The 15,771-nt window shown below is 73.3% G+C and carries 16 protein-coding genes and 1 tRNA gene; 7 read left to right on the forward strand and 10 right to left on the reverse strand.

The genetic code is table 11. The features are described from left to right. Window positions 1-68: 68 nt before the first annotated feature. The 6 genes from ACE1OA_RS11950 to ACE1OA_RS11975 form a co-directional block, all read right to left on the reverse strand. Entirely contained in the window at window positions 69-1,394 is a 1,326-nt protein-coding gene (locus ACE1OA_RS11950; protein WP_356778827.1) for an HD-GYP domain-containing protein, read from the reverse strand. Continuing rightward, on the reverse strand, window positions 1,391-2,848 hold the full coding sequence (locus ACE1OA_RS11955) for an HD-GYP domain-containing protein (protein WP_432754057.1): 1,458 nt from the start codon (window positions 2,846-2,848) through the stop codon (window positions 1,391-1,393). The genes ACE1OA_RS11950 and ACE1OA_RS11955 overlap by 4 nt, the downstream gene beginning before the upstream one ends. Before the next feature lie 150 nt (window positions 2,849-2,998). Beyond that, the gene (gene rsrA, locus ACE1OA_RS11960) at window positions 2,999-3,298 is read right to left on the reverse strand and encodes a mycothiol system anti-sigma-R factor (RefSeq protein WP_147981146.1); all 300 of its coding nucleotides are present in this window, start codon (window positions 3,296-3,298) and stop codon (window positions 2,999-3,001) included. Continuing rightward, a complete protein-coding gene (locus ACE1OA_RS11965) occupies window positions 3,295-3,951 on the reverse strand; it encodes a sigma-70 family RNA polymerase sigma factor (protein ID WP_187282890.1) in 657 nt (218 codons plus the stop codon). The genes rsrA and ACE1OA_RS11965 overlap by 4 nt, the downstream gene beginning before the upstream one ends. 229 nt (window positions 3,952-4,180) lie before the next feature. After that, window positions 4,181-4,816 (reverse strand): alpha/beta hydrolase family protein, encoded by a 636-nt coding sequence (locus ACE1OA_RS11970; protein ID WP_356606671.1) that lies wholly within the window; start codon window positions 4,814-4,816, stop codon window positions 4,181-4,183. Between the two features lie 46 nt (window positions 4,817-4,862). Continuing rightward, complete coding sequence (locus ACE1OA_RS11975; RefSeq protein ID WP_356606669.1) at window positions 4,863-5,678, reverse strand: SOS response-associated peptidase; 816 nt, start codon at window positions 5,676-5,678, stop codon at window positions 4,863-4,865. A 51-nt stretch (window positions 5,679-5,729) separates the two neighbouring features. Here ACE1OA_RS11975 and ACE1OA_RS11980 point away from each other — a divergent pair, with 51 nt between their 5' ends. The 4 genes from ACE1OA_RS11980 (at window position 5,730) to ACE1OA_RS11995 (ending at window position 9,274) form a co-directional block, all read left to right on the forward strand. Next, window positions 5,730-6,416 (forward strand): M50 family metallopeptidase, encoded by a 687-nt coding sequence (locus tag ACE1OA_RS11980; protein ID WP_356778831.1) that lies wholly within the window; start codon window positions 5,730-5,732, stop codon window positions 6,414-6,416. Window positions 6,417-6,500: 84 nt separating this feature from the next. Next, the gene (aroA, locus tag ACE1OA_RS11985) at window positions 6,501-7,829 is read left to right on the forward strand and encodes a 3-phosphoshikimate 1-carboxyvinyltransferase (RefSeq protein WP_356606665.1); all 1,329 of its coding nucleotides are present in this window, start codon (window positions 6,501-6,503) and stop codon (window positions 7,827-7,829) included. 3 nt (window positions 7,830-7,832) lie between these two features. Next, window positions 7,833-8,846 (forward strand): ribosome small subunit-dependent GTPase A, encoded by a 1,014-nt coding sequence (gene rsgA / locus ACE1OA_RS11990; protein ID WP_356606663.1) that lies wholly within the window; start codon window positions 7,833-7,835, stop codon window positions 8,844-8,846. Window positions 8,847-8,950: 104 nt separating this feature from the next. Beyond that, window positions 8,951-9,274, forward strand: coding sequence for a DMT family transporter (locus ACE1OA_RS11995; RefSeq protein ID WP_147981139.1), 324 nt, complete (start codon window positions 8,951-8,953; stop codon window positions 9,272-9,274). Here the strand turns inward: ACE1OA_RS11995 and ACE1OA_RS12000 are convergent. Further along, the gene (locus tag ACE1OA_RS12000; RefSeq protein ID WP_356606661.1) at window positions 9,240-9,833 is read right to left on the reverse strand and encodes a TetR/AcrR family transcriptional regulator; all 594 of its coding nucleotides are present in this window, start codon (window positions 9,831-9,833) and stop codon (window positions 9,240-9,242) included. The two genes, ACE1OA_RS11995 and ACE1OA_RS12000, sit on opposite strands and share 35 nt — an antisense overlap. Window positions 9,834-9,939: 106 nt before the next feature. On the opposite strand from ACE1OA_RS12000, the gene hisN reads away from it, so the two are divergent. Then, entirely contained in the window at window positions 9,940-10,740 is an 801-nt protein-coding gene (hisN, locus tag ACE1OA_RS12005) for a histidinol-phosphatase (protein WP_356606659.1), read from the forward strand. Window positions 10,741-10,932: 192 nt separating this feature from the next. Further along, the gene (locus tag ACE1OA_RS12010) at window positions 10,933-11,334 is read left to right on the forward strand and encodes a CBS domain-containing protein (protein ID WP_356606657.1); all 402 of its coding nucleotides are present in this window, start codon (window positions 10,933-10,935) and stop codon (window positions 11,332-11,334) included. Between the two features lie 96 nt (window positions 11,335-11,430). On the opposite strand, the gene ACE1OA_RS12015 is transcribed toward ACE1OA_RS12010, so the two are convergent. Continuing rightward, window positions 11,431-12,900, reverse strand: a complete 1,470-nt coding sequence (locus tag ACE1OA_RS12015; RefSeq protein WP_356606655.1) for a catalase — start codon at window positions 12,898-12,900, stop codon at window positions 11,431-11,433. Between the two features lie 150 nt (window positions 12,901-13,050). Here ACE1OA_RS12015 and ACE1OA_RS12020 point away from each other — a divergent pair, with 150 nt between their 5' ends. Beyond that, window positions 13,051-13,470 (forward strand): Fur family transcriptional regulator, encoded by a 420-nt coding sequence (locus tag ACE1OA_RS12020; RefSeq protein ID WP_147981134.1) that lies wholly within the window; start codon window positions 13,051-13,053, stop codon window positions 13,468-13,470. Window positions 13,471-13,633: 163 nt separating this feature from the next. On the opposite strand, the gene ACE1OA_RS12025 is transcribed toward ACE1OA_RS12020, so the two are convergent. Together ACE1OA_RS12025 and ACE1OA_RS12030 are read right to left on the reverse strand one after the other, a co-directional pair. Beyond that, window positions 13,634-13,707 (reverse strand) — tRNA-Met (locus tag ACE1OA_RS12025). 69 nt (window positions 13,708-13,776) lie between these two features. Then, window positions 13,777-15,735, reverse strand: coding sequence for a tetratricopeptide repeat protein (locus tag ACE1OA_RS12030; RefSeq protein WP_356606652.1), 1,959 nt, complete (start codon window positions 15,733-15,735; stop codon window positions 13,777-13,779). Window positions 15,736-15,771: the final 36 nt, after the last annotated feature.

The following is a 15,771-nucleotide window of genomic DNA, read 5'->3' on the forward strand; positions in this document are numbered from 1 at the left end:
GCCGGTCGCTTCACCCTCTTGTTCGCATCCAACCATGCCCGGTTGCACGCGCGCTCATTACCCATGGGTTACCCAGGAGGAGCAGGAGCGACGCCGCCGCGCGCGAGGACTCTGGCGAGGGACTCCACGACCTCGGGGTGGTGGTCGCGGGCGGTGTCCAGCCGGAGGCGTTCGAGGGCCTTGAGGGCGCCGAGGGGGCCGGTGGCGGCGGCTCCGGTGAGATCGTCGTACGCGTTGACGGTGCGGACGATCCGGGCGGGCAGGGGCTGGTCCCGGTACGGGTCGGCCTGGCGCTCCACGACCACGGCGACGGCGGCCGGCACCCCGGTCTGGCGGACGACGGCGCCGCCCAGGAGCGCGATCCGGCGCTGCTCCTCGGGCGCCAGCAGGGCGGTGGCGCCCTCGGGGACCGGGTCGACGAGGGAGAGCTGCCCGATGTCGTGCATCAGTGCGGCGTACTCCAGGACGGTCAGATCCGCTCCGGACAGCCCCAGCTCGCGCCCCACCGCCCCGCTCAGGGCGGCGACCCGGCGGGCATGCCCCGGTGGGGTGTACCCGGCGATCTCGGTGGCGCGGGCCAGGGAGGCGATGGTCTGCCGGTTCGTGGTCCGCACGGCCGCGTACCGCCGGAAGGACATCTGGGTCAGCAGGAGCGGCACGCAGAAGACGGGCAGCGCCCACAGTCCGGCGACGGCGACGCCGAGGGCCATCACGGCGCCGGTGGCGCACACGGCGGAGCCGATGCCGAGCAGGGCGCGCACCTCCTCGCGGAGCAGGGGGCCGAACGGGACGGGGGTGCCGCCCGTGCGGGTGGCGGTGCGGGGGACGGTCCGCGCGCGGTGCATCAGGGCCGCGAGCACGGCGTCGCACAGCGCGGTGAGGACGAGCACGAGCAGCAGGAACAGGGCGTGCAGGGGACCCTCGCCGAGACGGCGGGTGAGCTCGCCCGTGTTGTAGAGGGGCTGGAAGCAGAGGCCGGCGAAGCCGACGGTGAGGATGCGCCGGGCCAGGTGGTCGAGGCCGGGCCCCCGGCCGGCGGCCACGTGCGGCACCACCCCGGCGAGCCCGCCGGCGACGACGACGGTCACGATCTGCGGGACGCCGTGCGTGGTGCTTGCCCCGGCGCTGGCGCCGAGCAGCGCGTAGGCGAGGGCACCGGCGGCGGCGAGCGGTGCGGGCTCCCTGCTCTGCGGCTCACCGGGGGCGGCGGCGGGGGTCCCCGCGCCCGCGGGGGCGCCCCAGCGGACGAGCTCGCCGAGGGCGATGAGGGTGCCGAAGGCGAGGGCGTGCGCGGGTTCGTCGATCCCCTGCCAGAGCGTGACGGCGAACCCGGCGACGGTGAGCAGGGCCGCGGCCCCGTACACCGCCCCGACGGTGCCGGCGCCGGGCCTCATCGGCGGCCCTGGCGGCGGGCGAGCGCCTCGGGGCCGCCGGACCCGGGACGCGGCACCGGGCCGGCCGCCCGGGTGCCGCCCGGCGCGGCGGACTTCGGCGGGGGCACGCTCTCCGCGGGCGGCACCGTCTCGTCCGCGGTGACCGCCGTCTGCCAGCCGTGCCGGTCCAGTGCCCGGGTCAGGGCGTGGACCATCCGGGGGTCGAACTGGGAGCCCGCGCAGCGCTCCAGCTCCGCCATCGCGGTCTCGACCGGCCGGGCCCGGCTGTAGGACCGGGTCGAGGTCATCGCGTCGAAGGCGTCCGCGACGGCGACCACGCGGGCGAACTCGGGGATCTGGCCGCCCCGGAGGCCGTACGGGTAACCGCTCCCGTCCATACGTTCGTGGTGGTGCAGGATCGCCGCCCGTGCATCCCCCAGGAAGCCGATGCCCCGGACCATCTCGTGCCCGTACTCCGGATGCAGTTCGATGACCCGGCGCTCCTCCGGTGTCAGCGGGCCGTCCTTGCGCAGCACCCGGGTGGGCACGCCGAGCTTGCCCACGTCGTGCAGGATGCCCGCGAACCGCACGACCTCCAGCCGCTCCTCGGCCATGCCGAGCTCACGGGCGATCAGCACGGAGGCCCGGCCGACCCGTTCGCTGTGGCCGCGCGTGTAGCGGTCCTTGATGTCGACGGCCTGGACGAGCGCGCGGATCGTCGCCTGGTGCGCGGCCCGCTCGCGGTGGTACTGGGCGAACACCCAGCAGGAGAGGTACATCGGGAGCAGGACGAAGAGCGCGGCGACCGGCCCGTACGTGCTGCGCCACAGGACGGCCATCATCAGTCCGGCGAGCCCGTGCACCGCGTGCGGGGCGAGCGCCCGGCCGTACAGGCCCTGCCAGGCGGTGCGCGTCGCCCCGCCGCCGCGCGGGGCGACGAGGGGCGCCCCCGTCGCGGCGACCCGCATGGCTCCGTCGAGGACGGTCAGGACCAGGCAGAAGGTGAGGACCGAGGCCCCGGCGGGCACCAGCGCGTACGGGAACTCGGGGGCGTGCGTCCCCCGGCCGAGCGCGGCGTCCGCTCCGAGGAGGCGCGCCACCAGTGCCGCCGCGCCGACGGCGAGGGCGAGCCGGGAGGCGCGCCACACCCGGCGGGGTCCGGCCGGGCGCTGCTCCACCCGGGCGAGCAGGGCCCCGGGCAGGGCGGTGAGCGCGGCGGCCGACGGCGGCAGGAGCAGCGCGGCGGCGAGCAGTACGGGGAAGAAGGGGCCGCTGCCCGTGGGGACCGCGCCCCCGAGCGCGCGGCCGAGGAGCCGGCAGCGTGCGGGCAGCTCGCACCCGGCGTACAGCACGGCGAGCAGCGCGACGGCGCTCCAGGGGGTCCGGGCGCCGGGGCCCAGCGCCGGCAGGACGCAGGCGGCCGCGCCGAGCGCGGCGCAGCCCACGTGGACGCGGGCCGCTCGCGGAATCACCATCACGGCCGTCACGCTAGCGACTTGCGCGGGACGTGCGGGCCATCACCCGATGATTAGCACCATCGGGTGGTACAAGCTGATTTACATCGGAGGGCCCCCGCGGTCACTCGCGGGGGCCCTCTTCGTACGTGCGTCCCGCACGTACGAACATCACTCCTGGGCGGTCGCCGTCACGTCCTGGTCGGGCACCGCGTGGCCCGAACGGATCAGGTCGATCCGGCCCATCACCTTGGCCCGCAGGTCGGTGGGCACGTCGTCACTGCCGCAGCAGCGCTTGACGAGCTTCTTCACCGCCTGCTCCAGGCCGTACTTCTCCAGACACGGGGAGCACTCCTCGAAGTGCACCTCGAACTTCGTGCAGTCACTGTCGGGCATCTCATGGTCGAGGAACTCGTAAAGATGATCCAGGACCTCTGAGCAATCCGTCTCGTGCGGCTCTCCGCAGCTCATGAGCCCGAGCCTTTCAGATCGTTCGACGACTCTCCGGCGCCCGCGGGTACCAGCCCGCGGTCGCGGGCGTAGTCCTCGAGCATGCCGCGCAACTGGCGGCGGCCCCGGTGCAGTCGGGACATCACCGTACCGATGGGTGTACCCATGATGTCCGCGATCTCCTTGTACGCAAAGCCCTCTACGTCCGCGAGATAGACGGCGATGCGGAACTCCTCGGGGATCGCCTGAAGCGCTTCCTTCACGTCGGAGTCCGGGAGGTGGTCGAGGGCCTGGGACTCGGCGGACCGCAGGCCGGTCGACATGTGCGACTCGGCACGGGCGAGCTGCCAGTCCTCGATCTCCTCGGCGGCGCTGCGCTGCGGCTCGCGCTGCTTCTTGCGGTACGAGTTGATGAACGTGTTGGTGAGGATGCGGTACAGCCACGCCTTCAGGTTCGTGCCCTCGCGGAACTGGTGGAACGAGCCGTACGCCTTGGCGTACGTCTCCTGCACCAGGTCCTCCGCGTCCGCGGGATTGCGCGTCATGCGCAGCGCGGCGGAGTACATCTGGTCGAGGAAGCCGAGGGCGTCCCGCTCGAAGCGCGCGTTGCGCTCCTCGGTCGTCTCCTCGGGGCCGTCGTCGGTCCCTGTGTCGGTCCCAGTGACCGGACCCACCTCCTCCAGCGCTGCGGCGAACCCGAATGCGGACCCGCTCGTTTCGGAGGATAGACGAGGAACCGCTCCGCCCGCCGCCCGAATAGGGGCGGTCCGGGGCGCGGGCAGCACTGTCCAGTCGAGGTCAGCGGCCTGCGCGCGCTCGGGGCAGATGGTCGAACCCATGCGACGGACTCCCTCTTCCTTTGCTCTCACACCGATGTCCGTCACAACCGCCGCCGGGTCCGCCTCATTCCCGAAGTGACGTGAGCCACCCGGAGACTTCACGGACGACGAGCGCGAGGGCCTCGTCCTGCCCGAGAGGGGCGCGCTTGGCGACGGCGAAGCCGTGGTCGCCGTGCGGGACCCCGGCCAGCGCGTACGTCCCTTCGGGGAACTCCTCCGGTCCGCCGAAGGGGTCGTTGCCGCCCTGGACGACGAGAGTGGGCAGGCCGGTGCCCAGGAGCTCGTCGGCCCGGGACTTCTCGGGCCGGCCGGGCGGATGGAGGGGGAAGGCGAGCGCGAGCACGGCGAGGGCGCCGAGCTCCGCGCCGGTCCGGCAGGCGACCCGCGCCCCGGCACTGCGGCCTCCGGCGACGACGGGCAGCCCGGGTGCGGCGAGGGCCGGCCAGACCCCGCGCCACCCGACGTCCAGGGTCTTCGGCGCGGGGGCCACCTTCTTCCCCGCCACCCGCCAGGGCTGCTCGACGAGCGCCACGGTCACCCCCTGCGCGGGCAGCGCGGCGGCCAGCGCCCGCAGGTCCCGCGCCTCGATCCCGCCGCCCGCCCCGTGCCCCAGGGCCAGGACCGCCCACGGCTCGGTACCGGCGTGCCAGGTGATCCGCGCGTCCCCGGCCCCGGTCTCCACGATCTCGCTCTTCGTCACCTCTCCATCCTGCCGCGCGGGGGCGGCAGGCACGGACAGGCCGGGGTCAGAACAGCGTGGCGACCTCCGGGGCCGCCAGTTCCTCCAGCAGCTCCGGGCCGTTGTTGCGGACGTTGCTCACCGCCGTCGCCACCGGGTAGGCCCGCATCAGGCCCTCCGCCGGCGCCGCCAGCAGTCCCTTCAGCTCGTCCGGGTCGGTGCGGGCCGGATCCAGCCAGGCGTCCCAGTGGTCCGGGGTCAGCATCAACGGCATCCGCGGATGGATGTCCGCCAGCGAGCCCGGCCCCTCCGCGGGAGCCACGCCCAGCGGCCCCGTCTCGGCCTCGGTCGTGATCACGGAGCAGGTCACCCACCACGCCGAGGGGTGGTCGTCCGGCAGGGTCCGGTCGCGCCAGAACTCGTAGAGCCCCGCCATCGCGAAGACCGAACCGTCCGCCGGGGTCACGAAGTACGGCTGCTTCCGCGGCCTCTTCCGCTTCCCCTCCACCTCCAGGTCCCGCTCGGCGCTCCCGGTCACCCACTCGTAATAGCCGTCCGCCGGCAGGATGCAGCGCCGGGAGGAGAACGCCCGGCGGAACGACGGCTTCTCGTGCACCGTCTCCGCCCGCGCGTTGATCATCCGGGCCGCGCCCTCGGGCGACTTCGACCAGGACGGCACCAGGCCCCACCTCAACGCCCGCATCTGGCGAACCGGGAGGCGCGATTCCGCGTCTTTCAGAGGACGCTCGAGTATCGCGTACACCTCTTTGGTCGGGGCCACGTTCCAGTCCGGAGCCAGAGTCTCCTCGGGCTCCCACTTCTCGACCTCGAAGAGCTCCACCAGATCCTCGGGTCGACGACTCGCTGCATACCGTCCGCACATACGTGCCACACTGCCACGGTCCACCCCCCACCCGAGGAGCCCGAGCCGGAAATGACCGAAGTCCTCGGTACCCAGACCGCTCCCGAGCAGTGGCTGGTGATCGCGACCGCGATAGCCGCCCTCGCCGCCGTCGTCCCGCGCCGCGTCTGGCGGCTCTCCCGCAACGCGATCACCATCGCCCACGAGGGCGGCCACGGTCTCGTCGCGCTCGTCACCGGCCGCCGGCTGGAGTCCATCCGGCTGCACTCGGACACCAGCGGCCTCACCGTCTCCCGCGGCCGCCCCACCGGCATCGGCATGATCCTGACCGCCGCCGCCGGCTACACCGCGGCCCCGCTGCTGGGCCTGGGCGGCGCCTGGCTGCTCACCGAGCACCGGATCACCCTGCTGCTCTGGCTGGCGACCGCGCTGCTGCTCGTCATGCTGGTGATGGTCCGCAACGCCTACGGCATCTTCACCGTCCTCGTCACCGGCGCCGCCTTCCTCCTGGTCTCCTGGCTGACCGGCCCGGACGTCCAGGCCGCGTTCGCGTACTCCGTCGTCTGGTTCCTGCTCCTCGGCGGCGTCCGCCCGGTCTTCGAACTCCAGGGCAAGCGACGCCACGGCGGCGCGCCGGACTCCGACGCCGACCAGCTCGCCCGGCTCACGAACGTCCACCCGGTGCTCTGGCTCTTCCTCTTCCACGCCGTCTCGATCTGCTCCCTGATCGGCGCGAGCCGCTGGCTGCTGGGCCTCTGAGAGGTCCCGGCGACTTCCGGCCCGGGGCGCGACGCTCCCTCGCCGACGGGACCCGGCCCGTGCGTGCCCCACTAAAGTGAAGGCATGACCGAAAGCCCCGTGCACACCGCCCCGACCTCCGACCTCTGGCCCGCCCCGTACGCGGACGGAGCCGTCGACGCGACCGTCACCGTGCCCGGATCCAAGTCGGTCACCAACCGGGGTCTCGTCCTCGCCGCACTCGCCGCCGAGCCGGGCTGGCTGCGCCGTCCGCTGCGTTCGCGCGACACCCTGCTGATGGCCGAGGCGCTGCGCGCCCTGGGCGTGAAGATCGACGAGGGCGTCGGCCCCGACGGCACCGGTGAGGCGTGGCGGATCATCCCCGCCGGGCTGCGCGGTCCCGCGACCGTCGACGTCGGCAACGCCGGCACGGTGATGCGGTTCCTGCCGCCCGTCGCCGCTCTCGCCGACGGCCCGGTCCACTTCGACGGCGACCCCCGTTCCCACGAACGCCCGCTGCACGGCGTGATCGACGCCCTGCGGGCGCTCGGCGCGCGGATCGACGACGACGGGCGCGGCGCCCTGCCGATGACGGTGCACGGCGGCGGCGGCCTGGAGGGCGGCACCGTCGAGATCGACGCCTCCTCGTCCTCCCAGTTCGTGAGCGCCCTGCTGCTCTCGGCGCCCCGCTTCAACCAGGGCGTGGAGGTGCGCCACGTCGGCGGGAAGCTGCCGTCCATGCCGCACATCCGGATGACCGTCGACATGCTGCGCGTGGTCGGCGCGCAGGTCGACGAGCCCGAGACCGGCGGCGAGCCGAACGTCTGGCGCGTCGCCCCCTCCGCCCTGCTCGGCCGGGACCTGGTGGTGGAGCCGGACCTGTCGAACGCCCAGCCGTTCCTGGCCGCGGCGCTGGTCACCGGTGGCCGGGTCACCGTCCCCGACTGGCCGTCCCGGACCACCCAGCCCGGTGACGCGCTGCGCGAGATCTTCACCGAGATGGGTGGCTCCTGCGAGCTGACCGACGCCGGCCTCACCTTCACCGGCACCGGCCGGATCCACGGCATCGACGTGGACCTCGGCGAGGTCGGCGAGCTGACCCCCGGCATCGCGGCCGTCGCCGCCCTCGCCGACTCCCCCTCCACCCTGCGCGGTGTCGCCCACCTGCGCCTGCACGAGACGGATCGCCTGGCCGCCCTGACCAAGGAGATCAACGAGCTCGGCGGCGACGTGACGGAGACCGAGGACGGTCTGCACATCCGGCCCCGGCCCCTGCACGGCGGTGTCTTCCACACCTACCACGACCACCGGATGGCGACGGCCGGGGCGATCATCGGCCTCGCCGTCGAGGGCGTGCGGATCGAGAACGTGGCGACGACGGCGAAGACCTTGCCGGACTTCCCGCTGATGTGGACCGAAATGCTCGGAGTCTGAGGCATGCGGCGTTACGGCAAGCACACCGACGAGGACGACATCCGCCAGCGCCCCAACCGCAAGGGCAACCGTCCCCGGACCAGCATCCGCCCCAAGCACGAGGACGCGGTCGAGGGCATGGTCCTCACCGTGGACCGGGGCCGGCTCACCTGCCTGGTGGACGACCGGATCGTCCTGGCGATGAAGGCGCGCGAGCTCGGCCGCAAGGCCGCCGTCGTCGGCGACCGCGTCTCGATCGTCGGCGACCTCTCCGGCGAGAAGGACACCCTGGCCCGGATCGTCCGGATCGGCGAGCGCAGCTCGGTGCTCCGGCGCACGGCCGACGACGACGACCCGTTCGAGCGGGTGGTCGTCGCCAACGCCGACCAGCTGGCGATCGTGACCGCGCTGGCCGACCCCGAGCCGCGCCCCCGGCTGATCGACCGCTGCCTGGTCGCCGCGTACGACGGCGGCCTCACCCCGCTGCTCGTCCTGACCAAGTCCGACCTGGCCCCGCCGGACGAGCTCCTGGAGATGTACGGCGCCCTGGGCGTCCCCTATGTGGTGACCACGCGGGACGAGTTCGTGGACGGGGTGGCCGCCGACCGGGTCCACGAGCACCTGAAGGGGAGGACCACCGCCTTCGTCGGACACTCGGGTGTCGGCAAGACGACCCTGGTCAACGCCCTGGTGCCGGAGGACCGCCGACGGAGCACGGGGCACGTGAACGCGGTGACGGGCCGCGGCCGGCACACCACCACCTCGGCGCTGGCGCTCCCGCTCAACGCCGAGGAGGGCGGCTGGGTCATCGACACCCCCGGCGTGCGGTCCTTCGGCCTGCACCACGTCGACCCGTCCCGGGTCATCCTCGCCTTCCCCGACCTCGTCCCGGGGACGGAGAACTGTCCGCGGGCGTGCAGCCACGACGAGCCGGACTGCGCGCTGGACGCCTGGGCGGCCGAGGGCCACGCCGATCCCGCGCGGCTGTACTCGCTGCGGCGGCTGCTGTCCACGCGGGAGCGACGCGAGGGCGACTGAGCGGCGTACGTTTGCCGCCCACCACCATTGGTAAGTGCATAATCACACCCAGTGGGACGAAGCAGTCGAACGGGCAGTCACCGACGGCGTGGGAGGCACTGACGATGGCGTGGCTGCTGGTGGTGGTCGCCGGTCTCCTGGAGACGGGGTTCGCGGTCTGCCTGAAGCTGTCGCACGGTTTCACGCGACTGTGGCCGACCATCGCCTTCGCGGCCTTCGCCCTGGGCAGCTTCGGCCTGCTGACCCTCGCCCTGCGCAAGCTGGACGTCGGCCCCGCGTACGCGGTGTGGACCGGCATCGGCGCGGCGGGCACCGCCATCTACGGGATGATCTTCCTCGGCGACGTCGTGTCGACGCTGAAGATCGTCTCGATCACGCTGGTGATCGCGGGGGTCATCGGTCTCCAGCTGTCGGGTTCTGCCCACTGAGCGTTCCGTCCAGCACCCTGCGGACGAGCGGTCCGACGCCCTGGGGGTCCGGGGCGACCAGGTGCGAGAGGGCGAGCCGCACCGTGAGCTCACACGTCCGGGCCCAGCGGTCGTCCGCGCAGGCGAGGGTGGCGGCGACGAGTTCGGCGGGCGCGGGCGGACCGGCGTCGGCCCGTCGCTGGGCGGGCACTCCGGAGCGCAGCGCGCCGGCCCGCGCGGGCCGCGGGACGGGGAGGCGTTCGCCCCAGCAGCCGGTGAGGAGCGCGCGCAGCAGGGGGCGGGTGCAGGCCTCGGCGACGATCCACTCGGCGACCCCGGCCAGCCGGTCGGGCATGCCCGCGGGCTCGGCGAGGCGCTGCTGGACCCCCGCGAGGTAGGCGTCGGCCTCGCGCCGCAGAAGGGCGCGGGCCAGGCCCTCCTTGCTGCCGAACTCGTTGTAGAGGGTCTGCCGGGAGACGCGCGCGTCGGCGGCGACGTCGACCATCCTGACCGCGGACCAGGGCAGCCTCCTCAGAGCCGCGAGCGCGGCGTCGAGCAGGGCCTCACGGGCAGTCGGCATCGTCGCCTCCCGGCCAGAACGGTTCTTCGCTCAGAGTTGACGGGCGGCCACGCTCTGTCAAGGACTCCCGCAGGGGCACGCCGCTTCGAGGGATAGAGTTCCGACCATGGCCGACTACCACGATGACCTTCGTCTCGCCCATGTCCTCGCGGATGCCGCGGACGCGGCCACCATGGACCGCTTCAAGGCGCTCGACCTGAAGGTCGAGACGAAGCCGGACATGACGCCGGTGAGCGAGGCGGACAAGGCCGCCGAGGAGCTGATCCGCGGTCAGCTCCAGCGCGCACGGCCCCGCGACGCGATCCTCGGCGAGGAGTACGGCGTGGAGGGCACGGGCCCGCGCCGCTGGGTGATCGACCCGATCGACGGCACCAAGAACTACGTGCGCGGGGTGCCCGTCTGGGCCACCCTGATCGCGCTGATGGAGGCGGGCGACACCGGCTTCCAGCCCGTGGTGGGCGTGGTGTCGGCGCCGGCGCTCGGACGCCGCTGGTGGGCGGCGAAGGGGGCGGGCGCGTACACCGGCCGCAGCCTGACGTCGGCGACCCGGATCGGGGTCTCGAAGGTGTCGGAGCTCTCCGACGCCTCGTTCGCGTACTCCTCGCTCAGCGGCTGGGAGGAGCAGGGCCGCCTCGACGGCTTCCTCGACCTGACCCGGGCGTGCTGGCGCACCCGGGCGTACGGCGACTTCTGGCCGTACATGATGGTCGCCGAGGGATCGGTGGACATCTGCGCCGAGCCGGAACTGTCTCTGTGGGACATGGCGGCCGTGGCGATCGTGGTGCAGGAGGCGGGTGGCACGTACACCGGCCTGGACGGGCAGCACGGTCCGCACAGCGGCAACGCGGCGGCCTCGAACGGCCTGCTCCACGGCGAACTCCTGAGCTATCTGAACCAGCAGGGCTGACCGCCCCGCGAACGTCCCCGCGGCGTCCCGGCCGCACGCGCGCGGGCGCCCGGGACGCTTCCGCATACGCCACGCGCGCCCCCTTGTTGAGTCCGGGCCCCGGTGTCACTCTGAGAGTCCCCCCACTTGTGAACTTGTGAATCCCTTCTCGTTGAAGGCGCGACGGGATTCCCCAAGGAGGTGGCTCCATCCATGCTCGTCCGTGACGCCATGAGCACGGTGGTCCTCACCATCGGACCAGCCCACACCCTGCGGCAGGCCGCGCGACTGATGTCGGCGCGCCGCGTCGGCGCGGCCGTCGTCCTGGACGCCGACACCAGCGGCCTCGGCATCATCACCGAACGCGACATCCTCAACTCGATCGGCGCGGACCAGAACCCCGACCATGAGACCGCGGGCGCCCACACCACCACCCACGTGGTGTTCGCGGCGCCCACCTGGACCCTGGAGGAGGCCGCGGAGGCCATGACGCACGGCGGCTTCCGTCATCTCGTCGTCCTGGACGACGCCGGCCCCGTCGGGGTCGTCTCCGTCCGCGACATCATCCGCTGCTGGACCCCGGCGCACCGGCGCGCGGCGACCCTGACCGGCTAGGGTCCCTCGTTCGGATCCTGCTCCCGCAGCAGGACGTGAAGGAGGGCCGGACCTCCGCGGGGAGGTCCGGCCCTCTCTCTTCGACGGCAAGCGTCGTCAGCCGCGCAGGGCCTGGACGGCGGCCTCCAGCCGCTTGCCGAAGTCACCGTCCGCCTGACGGAAGTTGTCGATCGCGCGCTCGGCGATGTCGTCGCGCGAGACCTTGGCGATGAAGCCCGCCAGGTTCCCGACGAGGCGGCCCTTCTCGTCCTCGGACATCAGCCGGTAGAGGTCGCCGGCCTGGACGAAGTCGTCGTCCTCGGCGTGCACCGGGGCGGCGTGGTCGCCCGTGCCGCCGGCGACCGGGGTGGACTGCCACAGCGGGCGGTCCGTCTGGAAGGGGCCGCCGAAGCTGTTCGGCTCGTAGTTCTTCGCGCCCTTGTGGCGGCCGTCGTAGAGGAAGCCGTCACGGGAGTGGGTGCGCGCCTCGGTGGCGTGCGGGCGGTTGACCGGCAGGTGGTCGGCGTTGATCCCGACGCGGTAGCGGTGCGCGTCGCCGTACGCGAAGAGGCGGCCCTGGAGCATCTTGTCCGGGGAGGGGCCGATGCCCGGCACGAAGTGCGCCGGCGAGAAGATGCTCTGCTCGACCTCGGCGAAGACGTTCTCCGGGTTGCGGTTGAGCTCCAGCTTGCCGATCTCGATCGGCGGGTAGTCCTCGTGCGGCCACACCTTGGTGAGGTCGAACGGGTTGAAGCGGTAGGCCGACGCGTCGGCCGCGGGCATGATCTGCACCTGCACGGTCCAGGTCGGGAAGTCGCCGCGCTCGATGGCCTCGCGCAGGTCGCGCTGGTGGCTGTCCGGATCCTCGCCCGCGAGCCGGTTGGCCTCGTCCTGCGTGAGGTTCCTGATCCCCTGGTCGGTCTTGAAGTGGTACTTGACCCAGAAGACCTCGCCGGCCTCGTTGTTCCACTGGTAGGTGTGCGAGCCGTAGCCGTTCATGTGGCGGTACGAGGCCGGGATGCCGCGGTCGCCGAAGAGCCAGGTCACCTGGTGGGTCGACTCCGGGGAGAGCCCCCAGAAGTCCCAGACGTTGTCCGCCTCCTGCGAGCCCGTGTAGGGGTCGCGCTTCTGGGTGTGGATGAAGTCCGGGAACTTGATGGCGTCCTTGATGAAGAACACCGGGGTGTTGTTGCCGACGAGGTCGTAGTTGCCCTCCTCGGTGTAGAACTTCAGCGCCCAGCCGCGCGGGTCGCGGACCGCGTCGGCCGCGCCGAGGCTGCCCGCGACCGTGGAGAAGCGCAGGAACGTCTCGGTCTGCTTGCCGACCTCGGAGAGGAACGCGGCACGCGTCCACTGCGAGACGTCACGGGTCAGCGTGAAGGTGCCGTACGCGCCGGCGCCGCGCGCGTGGACCACGCGCTCCGGGATGCGCTCGCGGTTGAAGTGGGCGAGCTTCTCGAGGAGGAGCTGGTCCTGGACGAGGACGGGACCGCCGACGCCCGCCGTCTCGCTGTTCTGGTTGTCGGCGACCGGCGCGCCGGCCTCCGTCGTGAGCGGTCCCTGCGCCACGTGCGCCTCCTGCGTCATGTCCTGCGAGTCCTGTCCTTTTTCGGCCGCACGTCCTGGAGACTCGGCCAACGCCGAGGCCGATCCTACAATGGACATTGTCTAAGTCAAGTTAACATCCAAAGTCACACCTGTTCGGGACGAGGGTCCCCGACTGTTAGGCTGACCCCCATGAGCGACCTGTTGGAACGACTGCGCGGCCGCGGCTGGCGGATGACCGCGCAGCGGCGCGTCGTGGCCGAGGTCCTCGACGGAGACCACGTCCACCTGACCGCCGACGAGGTGCACGCCCGCGCGGTGGACAGGCTCCCCGAGATCTCCCGGGCGACCGTCTACAACACGCTGGGCGAGATGGTCACGCTCGGCGAGGTGATGGAGGTCGCGACGGACGGCCGCGCCAAGCGGTACGACCCGAACGCCCACCGCCCGCACCAGCACCTGGTCTGCGGCCGCTGCGGCGCCATCCGTGACGTCCACCCGGTGGGCGACCCGCTGGCGGACCTCCCGGACACCGAGCGCTTCGGCTTCACGATCTCCAACGTCGAGGTCACCTACCGCGGCCTCTGCCCCGGCTGCGCGACGACCGCCTGAGACACGGCGGGACAGTACGACCCGAGGCCCCCGACCCCTGCGGTCGGGGGCCTCGCGCATGCCCGGACGGGCCGACGGCGCCGGCGACCGGGCAGGGAGACGACGGTCCAGGGAACGACGAAGGCCCGGATCCAAGAGGATCCGGGCCTTCGCTGCTACTGAGTAGCGGGGACAGGATTTGAACCTGCGACCTCTGGGTTATGAGCCCAGCGAGCTACCGAGCTGCTCCACCCCGCGTCGGTGAACCCAACCTTACGGGACCCCCTCCACCAGCGCAAATCACTTGGTTCCTGCCCCCGAACGCCCCTACGCGGTGAGCTCCTGGTGCAGTGCCTCGCTCAGTCGTGCCGCCCGCTCGGCCACCTCCGCCGGCCCGAGCTCCACGGCCCGCGCGCACCAGCGCCGCCCCTCCGAGAGCTCCCCGCGACGGGCCGCGAGCAGCCCGAGGCGGAGCGCGGCGCGCCCGTGGCCGGCATGGGCCGCGCGGGTCCACCAGAGGGCGGCCTCCCGCTCGCTGCCCTCGCGGGCGAGCAGCAGCCCGAGGTTGAAGGCGCCGTTGCGGCTGCCCGCCTCGGCCGCCTCGCGGTACCAGCGGGCCGCGTCCGCGATGTCACCGCGCGCGGCGGCGAGCATGCCGACACGGACCTGGGCCCTGCGATGGCCCTGCTCGGCGGCCCGCTCGTACCACTCCTCGCACTCGCTCTTCTCCTCACGCGAGGCACCGAGCGCCGGCGGACCGGGCTCGGGCCGGCGCGCGTCCAGCACCGTGGCGAGCCGGAAGGCCGCCTCGGCGCTGCCGCCGCCCGCCGCGCACCGGAGGTGCCGCTCGGCGGCCTGCTCGTCGCCGTCGCGCAGGGCCGCGATGCCGACCTGGAGCGCTGCCTCGGTGTGCCCGGCGGCCGCGGCCCGCTCGTACCAGCTCAGCGCCGTGCGGTCGTCGTCCCGTCCGGCGTAGAGGATCCCGAGGTTGAAGGCCGCGTCGACGCTGCCGGCCTCGGCGGCCTTGGAGAACCAGGGCTCGGCGCCGTTCGCGTCGCCGGCCTGCAGGAGCAGCACGGCGAGCGCGTTGGCGGCCTCGCGGTGACCGGCGTACGCGGCGCGGCGGTACCACTGCTCGGCCTGCGGGGTGCGGTCCTGGGCGGCGCAGAGCAGGCCCAGGTTGTACGCCCCGTTGACGTCGCCGGCGTCCATGGCGGCCCGGTACCAGCGCTCGGCGGTCTGCTGCTCGCCGCGGGCGGCGTGCAGGGCGCCGAGCGCGTTGGCCGCGTTGCCGTCGCCGTCCTGGGCGGCGCGCAGCCACCACACGGCGGCGCTCTCCTCGTCCCCCGCGTCGCGCAGCAGGAAGCCGAGCGCGCAGGCGGCCTTCGCCTCGCCCTCCTTGGCCGAGCTGAGGTACCAGCGGCCGGCCTCCTTGAGTTCGCCGCGCTGCTCCAGGATCGCGCCGAGGTGCAGCGCCGCGCGCCGGTGGCCGCGCGCGGCCGCCTGCCGGTACCACTGCTCGGCCTCTCCGGTCTCGCCGGTCTCCCCGCCGGGCCGCGGGCCCGGCGCGACGCCGGAGCCGCCCGGGGCCCCCGCCCCGTCCGTCAGGACCTCGCGGGCGGAGCGGAGCCGGGTGCCGGTGTCGTAGAGCGAGGCGTGCCCCGGCTCCGCGCCGGCGGCGCGCTTCTCCACGGCCCGGGCGAGGCGGTAGGCGGCCTCCCGGTGGCCCTGCTCGGCGGCGGCACGCAGCCAGCGCTCGGCGCCGACGTCGCTGCGGTGCTCCAGCAGGTCGGCGAGGGCGTACGCGCCGAGCGCGTGGCCCTGCTCGGCGGACTGGCGCAGCCAGTACTCGGCGGCGGGCTCGTCCCCGCGCTCGCGGTGGTGCCGGCCGAGCGCGTGGGCGGCCGGTGCCGAGCCCGCGACGGCGGCGACCCGCCACCAGCCGGCGGCCTCGTCGGCGTACCCCCGCTGGTGCAGCAGCACGCCCAGGTTGTTGGCCGCGGCGCGGTCCCCCTCCGCGGTGGCACCGCGGAGGTACGGCTCGGCGCCGTCCAGGTCGCCGCGGCGCAGCAGCAGCGCGCCCAGCATGCTCATCGAGGCGGTGTCGCCGCTCTCGGCGGCGCGCCGGTGGCGCGCCTCGGTCTCGGTCTCGCTCTCGGCGGTGGTGTCGACGGTCGCATCGACGGCCACGACGGCCTCGATGATGTCATCTACGGCATTCTTGGCATGCCGCTGCACAAACCGCCCTGTCTCCAACAGAGTTGCCCTGTCCCCCATAAATTCCATCGTCGCACCACCCGCAACGCCCGTACACCTGGTATA

The sequence above is a fragment of the Streptomyces sp. JL2001 genome, assembly GCF_050917515.1.
Taxonomy (GTDB): domain Bacteria; phylum Actinomycetota; class Actinomycetes; order Streptomycetales; family Streptomycetaceae; genus Streptomyces.

What these genes read in the sequence shown, in the direction of transcription:
- ACE1OA_RS11980 (WP_356778831.1), top strand. Translation starts at nt 5,730, where the DNA reads ATGACCGAAGTCCTCGGTACCCAGACCGCTCCCGAGCAGTGGCTGGTG.
- ACE1OA_RS11955 (WP_432754057.1), bottom strand. Translation starts at nt 2,848, where the DNA reads ATGGTGATTCCGCGAGCGGCCCGCGTCCACGTGGGCTGCGCCGCGCTC.
- ACE1OA_RS12000 (WP_356606661.1), bottom strand. Translation starts at nt 9,833, where the DNA reads ATGCCGACTGCCCGTGAGGCCCTGCTCGACGCCGCGCTCGCGGCTCTG.
- aroA (WP_356606665.1), top strand. Translation starts at nt 6,501, where the DNA reads ATGACCGAAAGCCCCGTGCACACCGCCCCGACCTCCGACCTCTGGCCC.
- rsgA (WP_356606663.1), top strand. Translation starts at nt 7,833, where the DNA reads ATGCGGCGTTACGGCAAGCACACCGACGAGGACGACATCCGCCAGCGC.
- rsrA (WP_147981146.1), bottom strand. Translation starts at nt 3,298, where the DNA reads ATGAGCTGCGGAGAGCCGCACGAGACGGATTGCTCAGAGGTCCTGGAT.
- hisN (WP_356606659.1), top strand. Translation starts at nt 9,940, where the DNA reads ATGGCCGACTACCACGATGACCTTCGTCTCGCCCATGTCCTCGCGGAT.
- ACE1OA_RS11995 (WP_147981139.1), top strand. Translation starts at nt 8,951, where the DNA reads ATGGCGTGGCTGCTGGTGGTGGTCGCCGGTCTCCTGGAGACGGGGTTC.
- ACE1OA_RS11950 (WP_356778827.1), bottom strand. Translation starts at nt 1,394, where the DNA reads ATGAGGCCCGGCGCCGGCACCGTCGGGGCGGTGTACGGGGCCGCGGCC.
- ACE1OA_RS12015 (WP_356606655.1), bottom strand. Translation starts at nt 12,900, where the DNA reads ATGACGCAGGAGGCGCACGTGGCGCAGGGACCGCTCACGACGGAGGCC.
- ACE1OA_RS12030 (WP_356606652.1), bottom strand. Translation starts at nt 15,735, where the DNA reads ATGGAATTTATGGGGGACAGGGCAACTCTGTTGGAGACAGGGCGGTTT.
- ACE1OA_RS12020 (WP_147981134.1), top strand. Translation starts at nt 13,051, where the DNA reads ATGAGCGACCTGTTGGAACGACTGCGCGGCCGCGGCTGGCGGATGACC.
- ACE1OA_RS11975 (WP_356606669.1), bottom strand. Translation starts at nt 5,678, where the DNA reads ATGTGCGGACGGTATGCAGCGAGTCGTCGACCCGAGGATCTGGTGGAG.
- ACE1OA_RS12010 (WP_356606657.1), top strand. Translation starts at nt 10,933, where the DNA reads ATGCTCGTCCGTGACGCCATGAGCACGGTGGTCCTCACCATCGGACCA.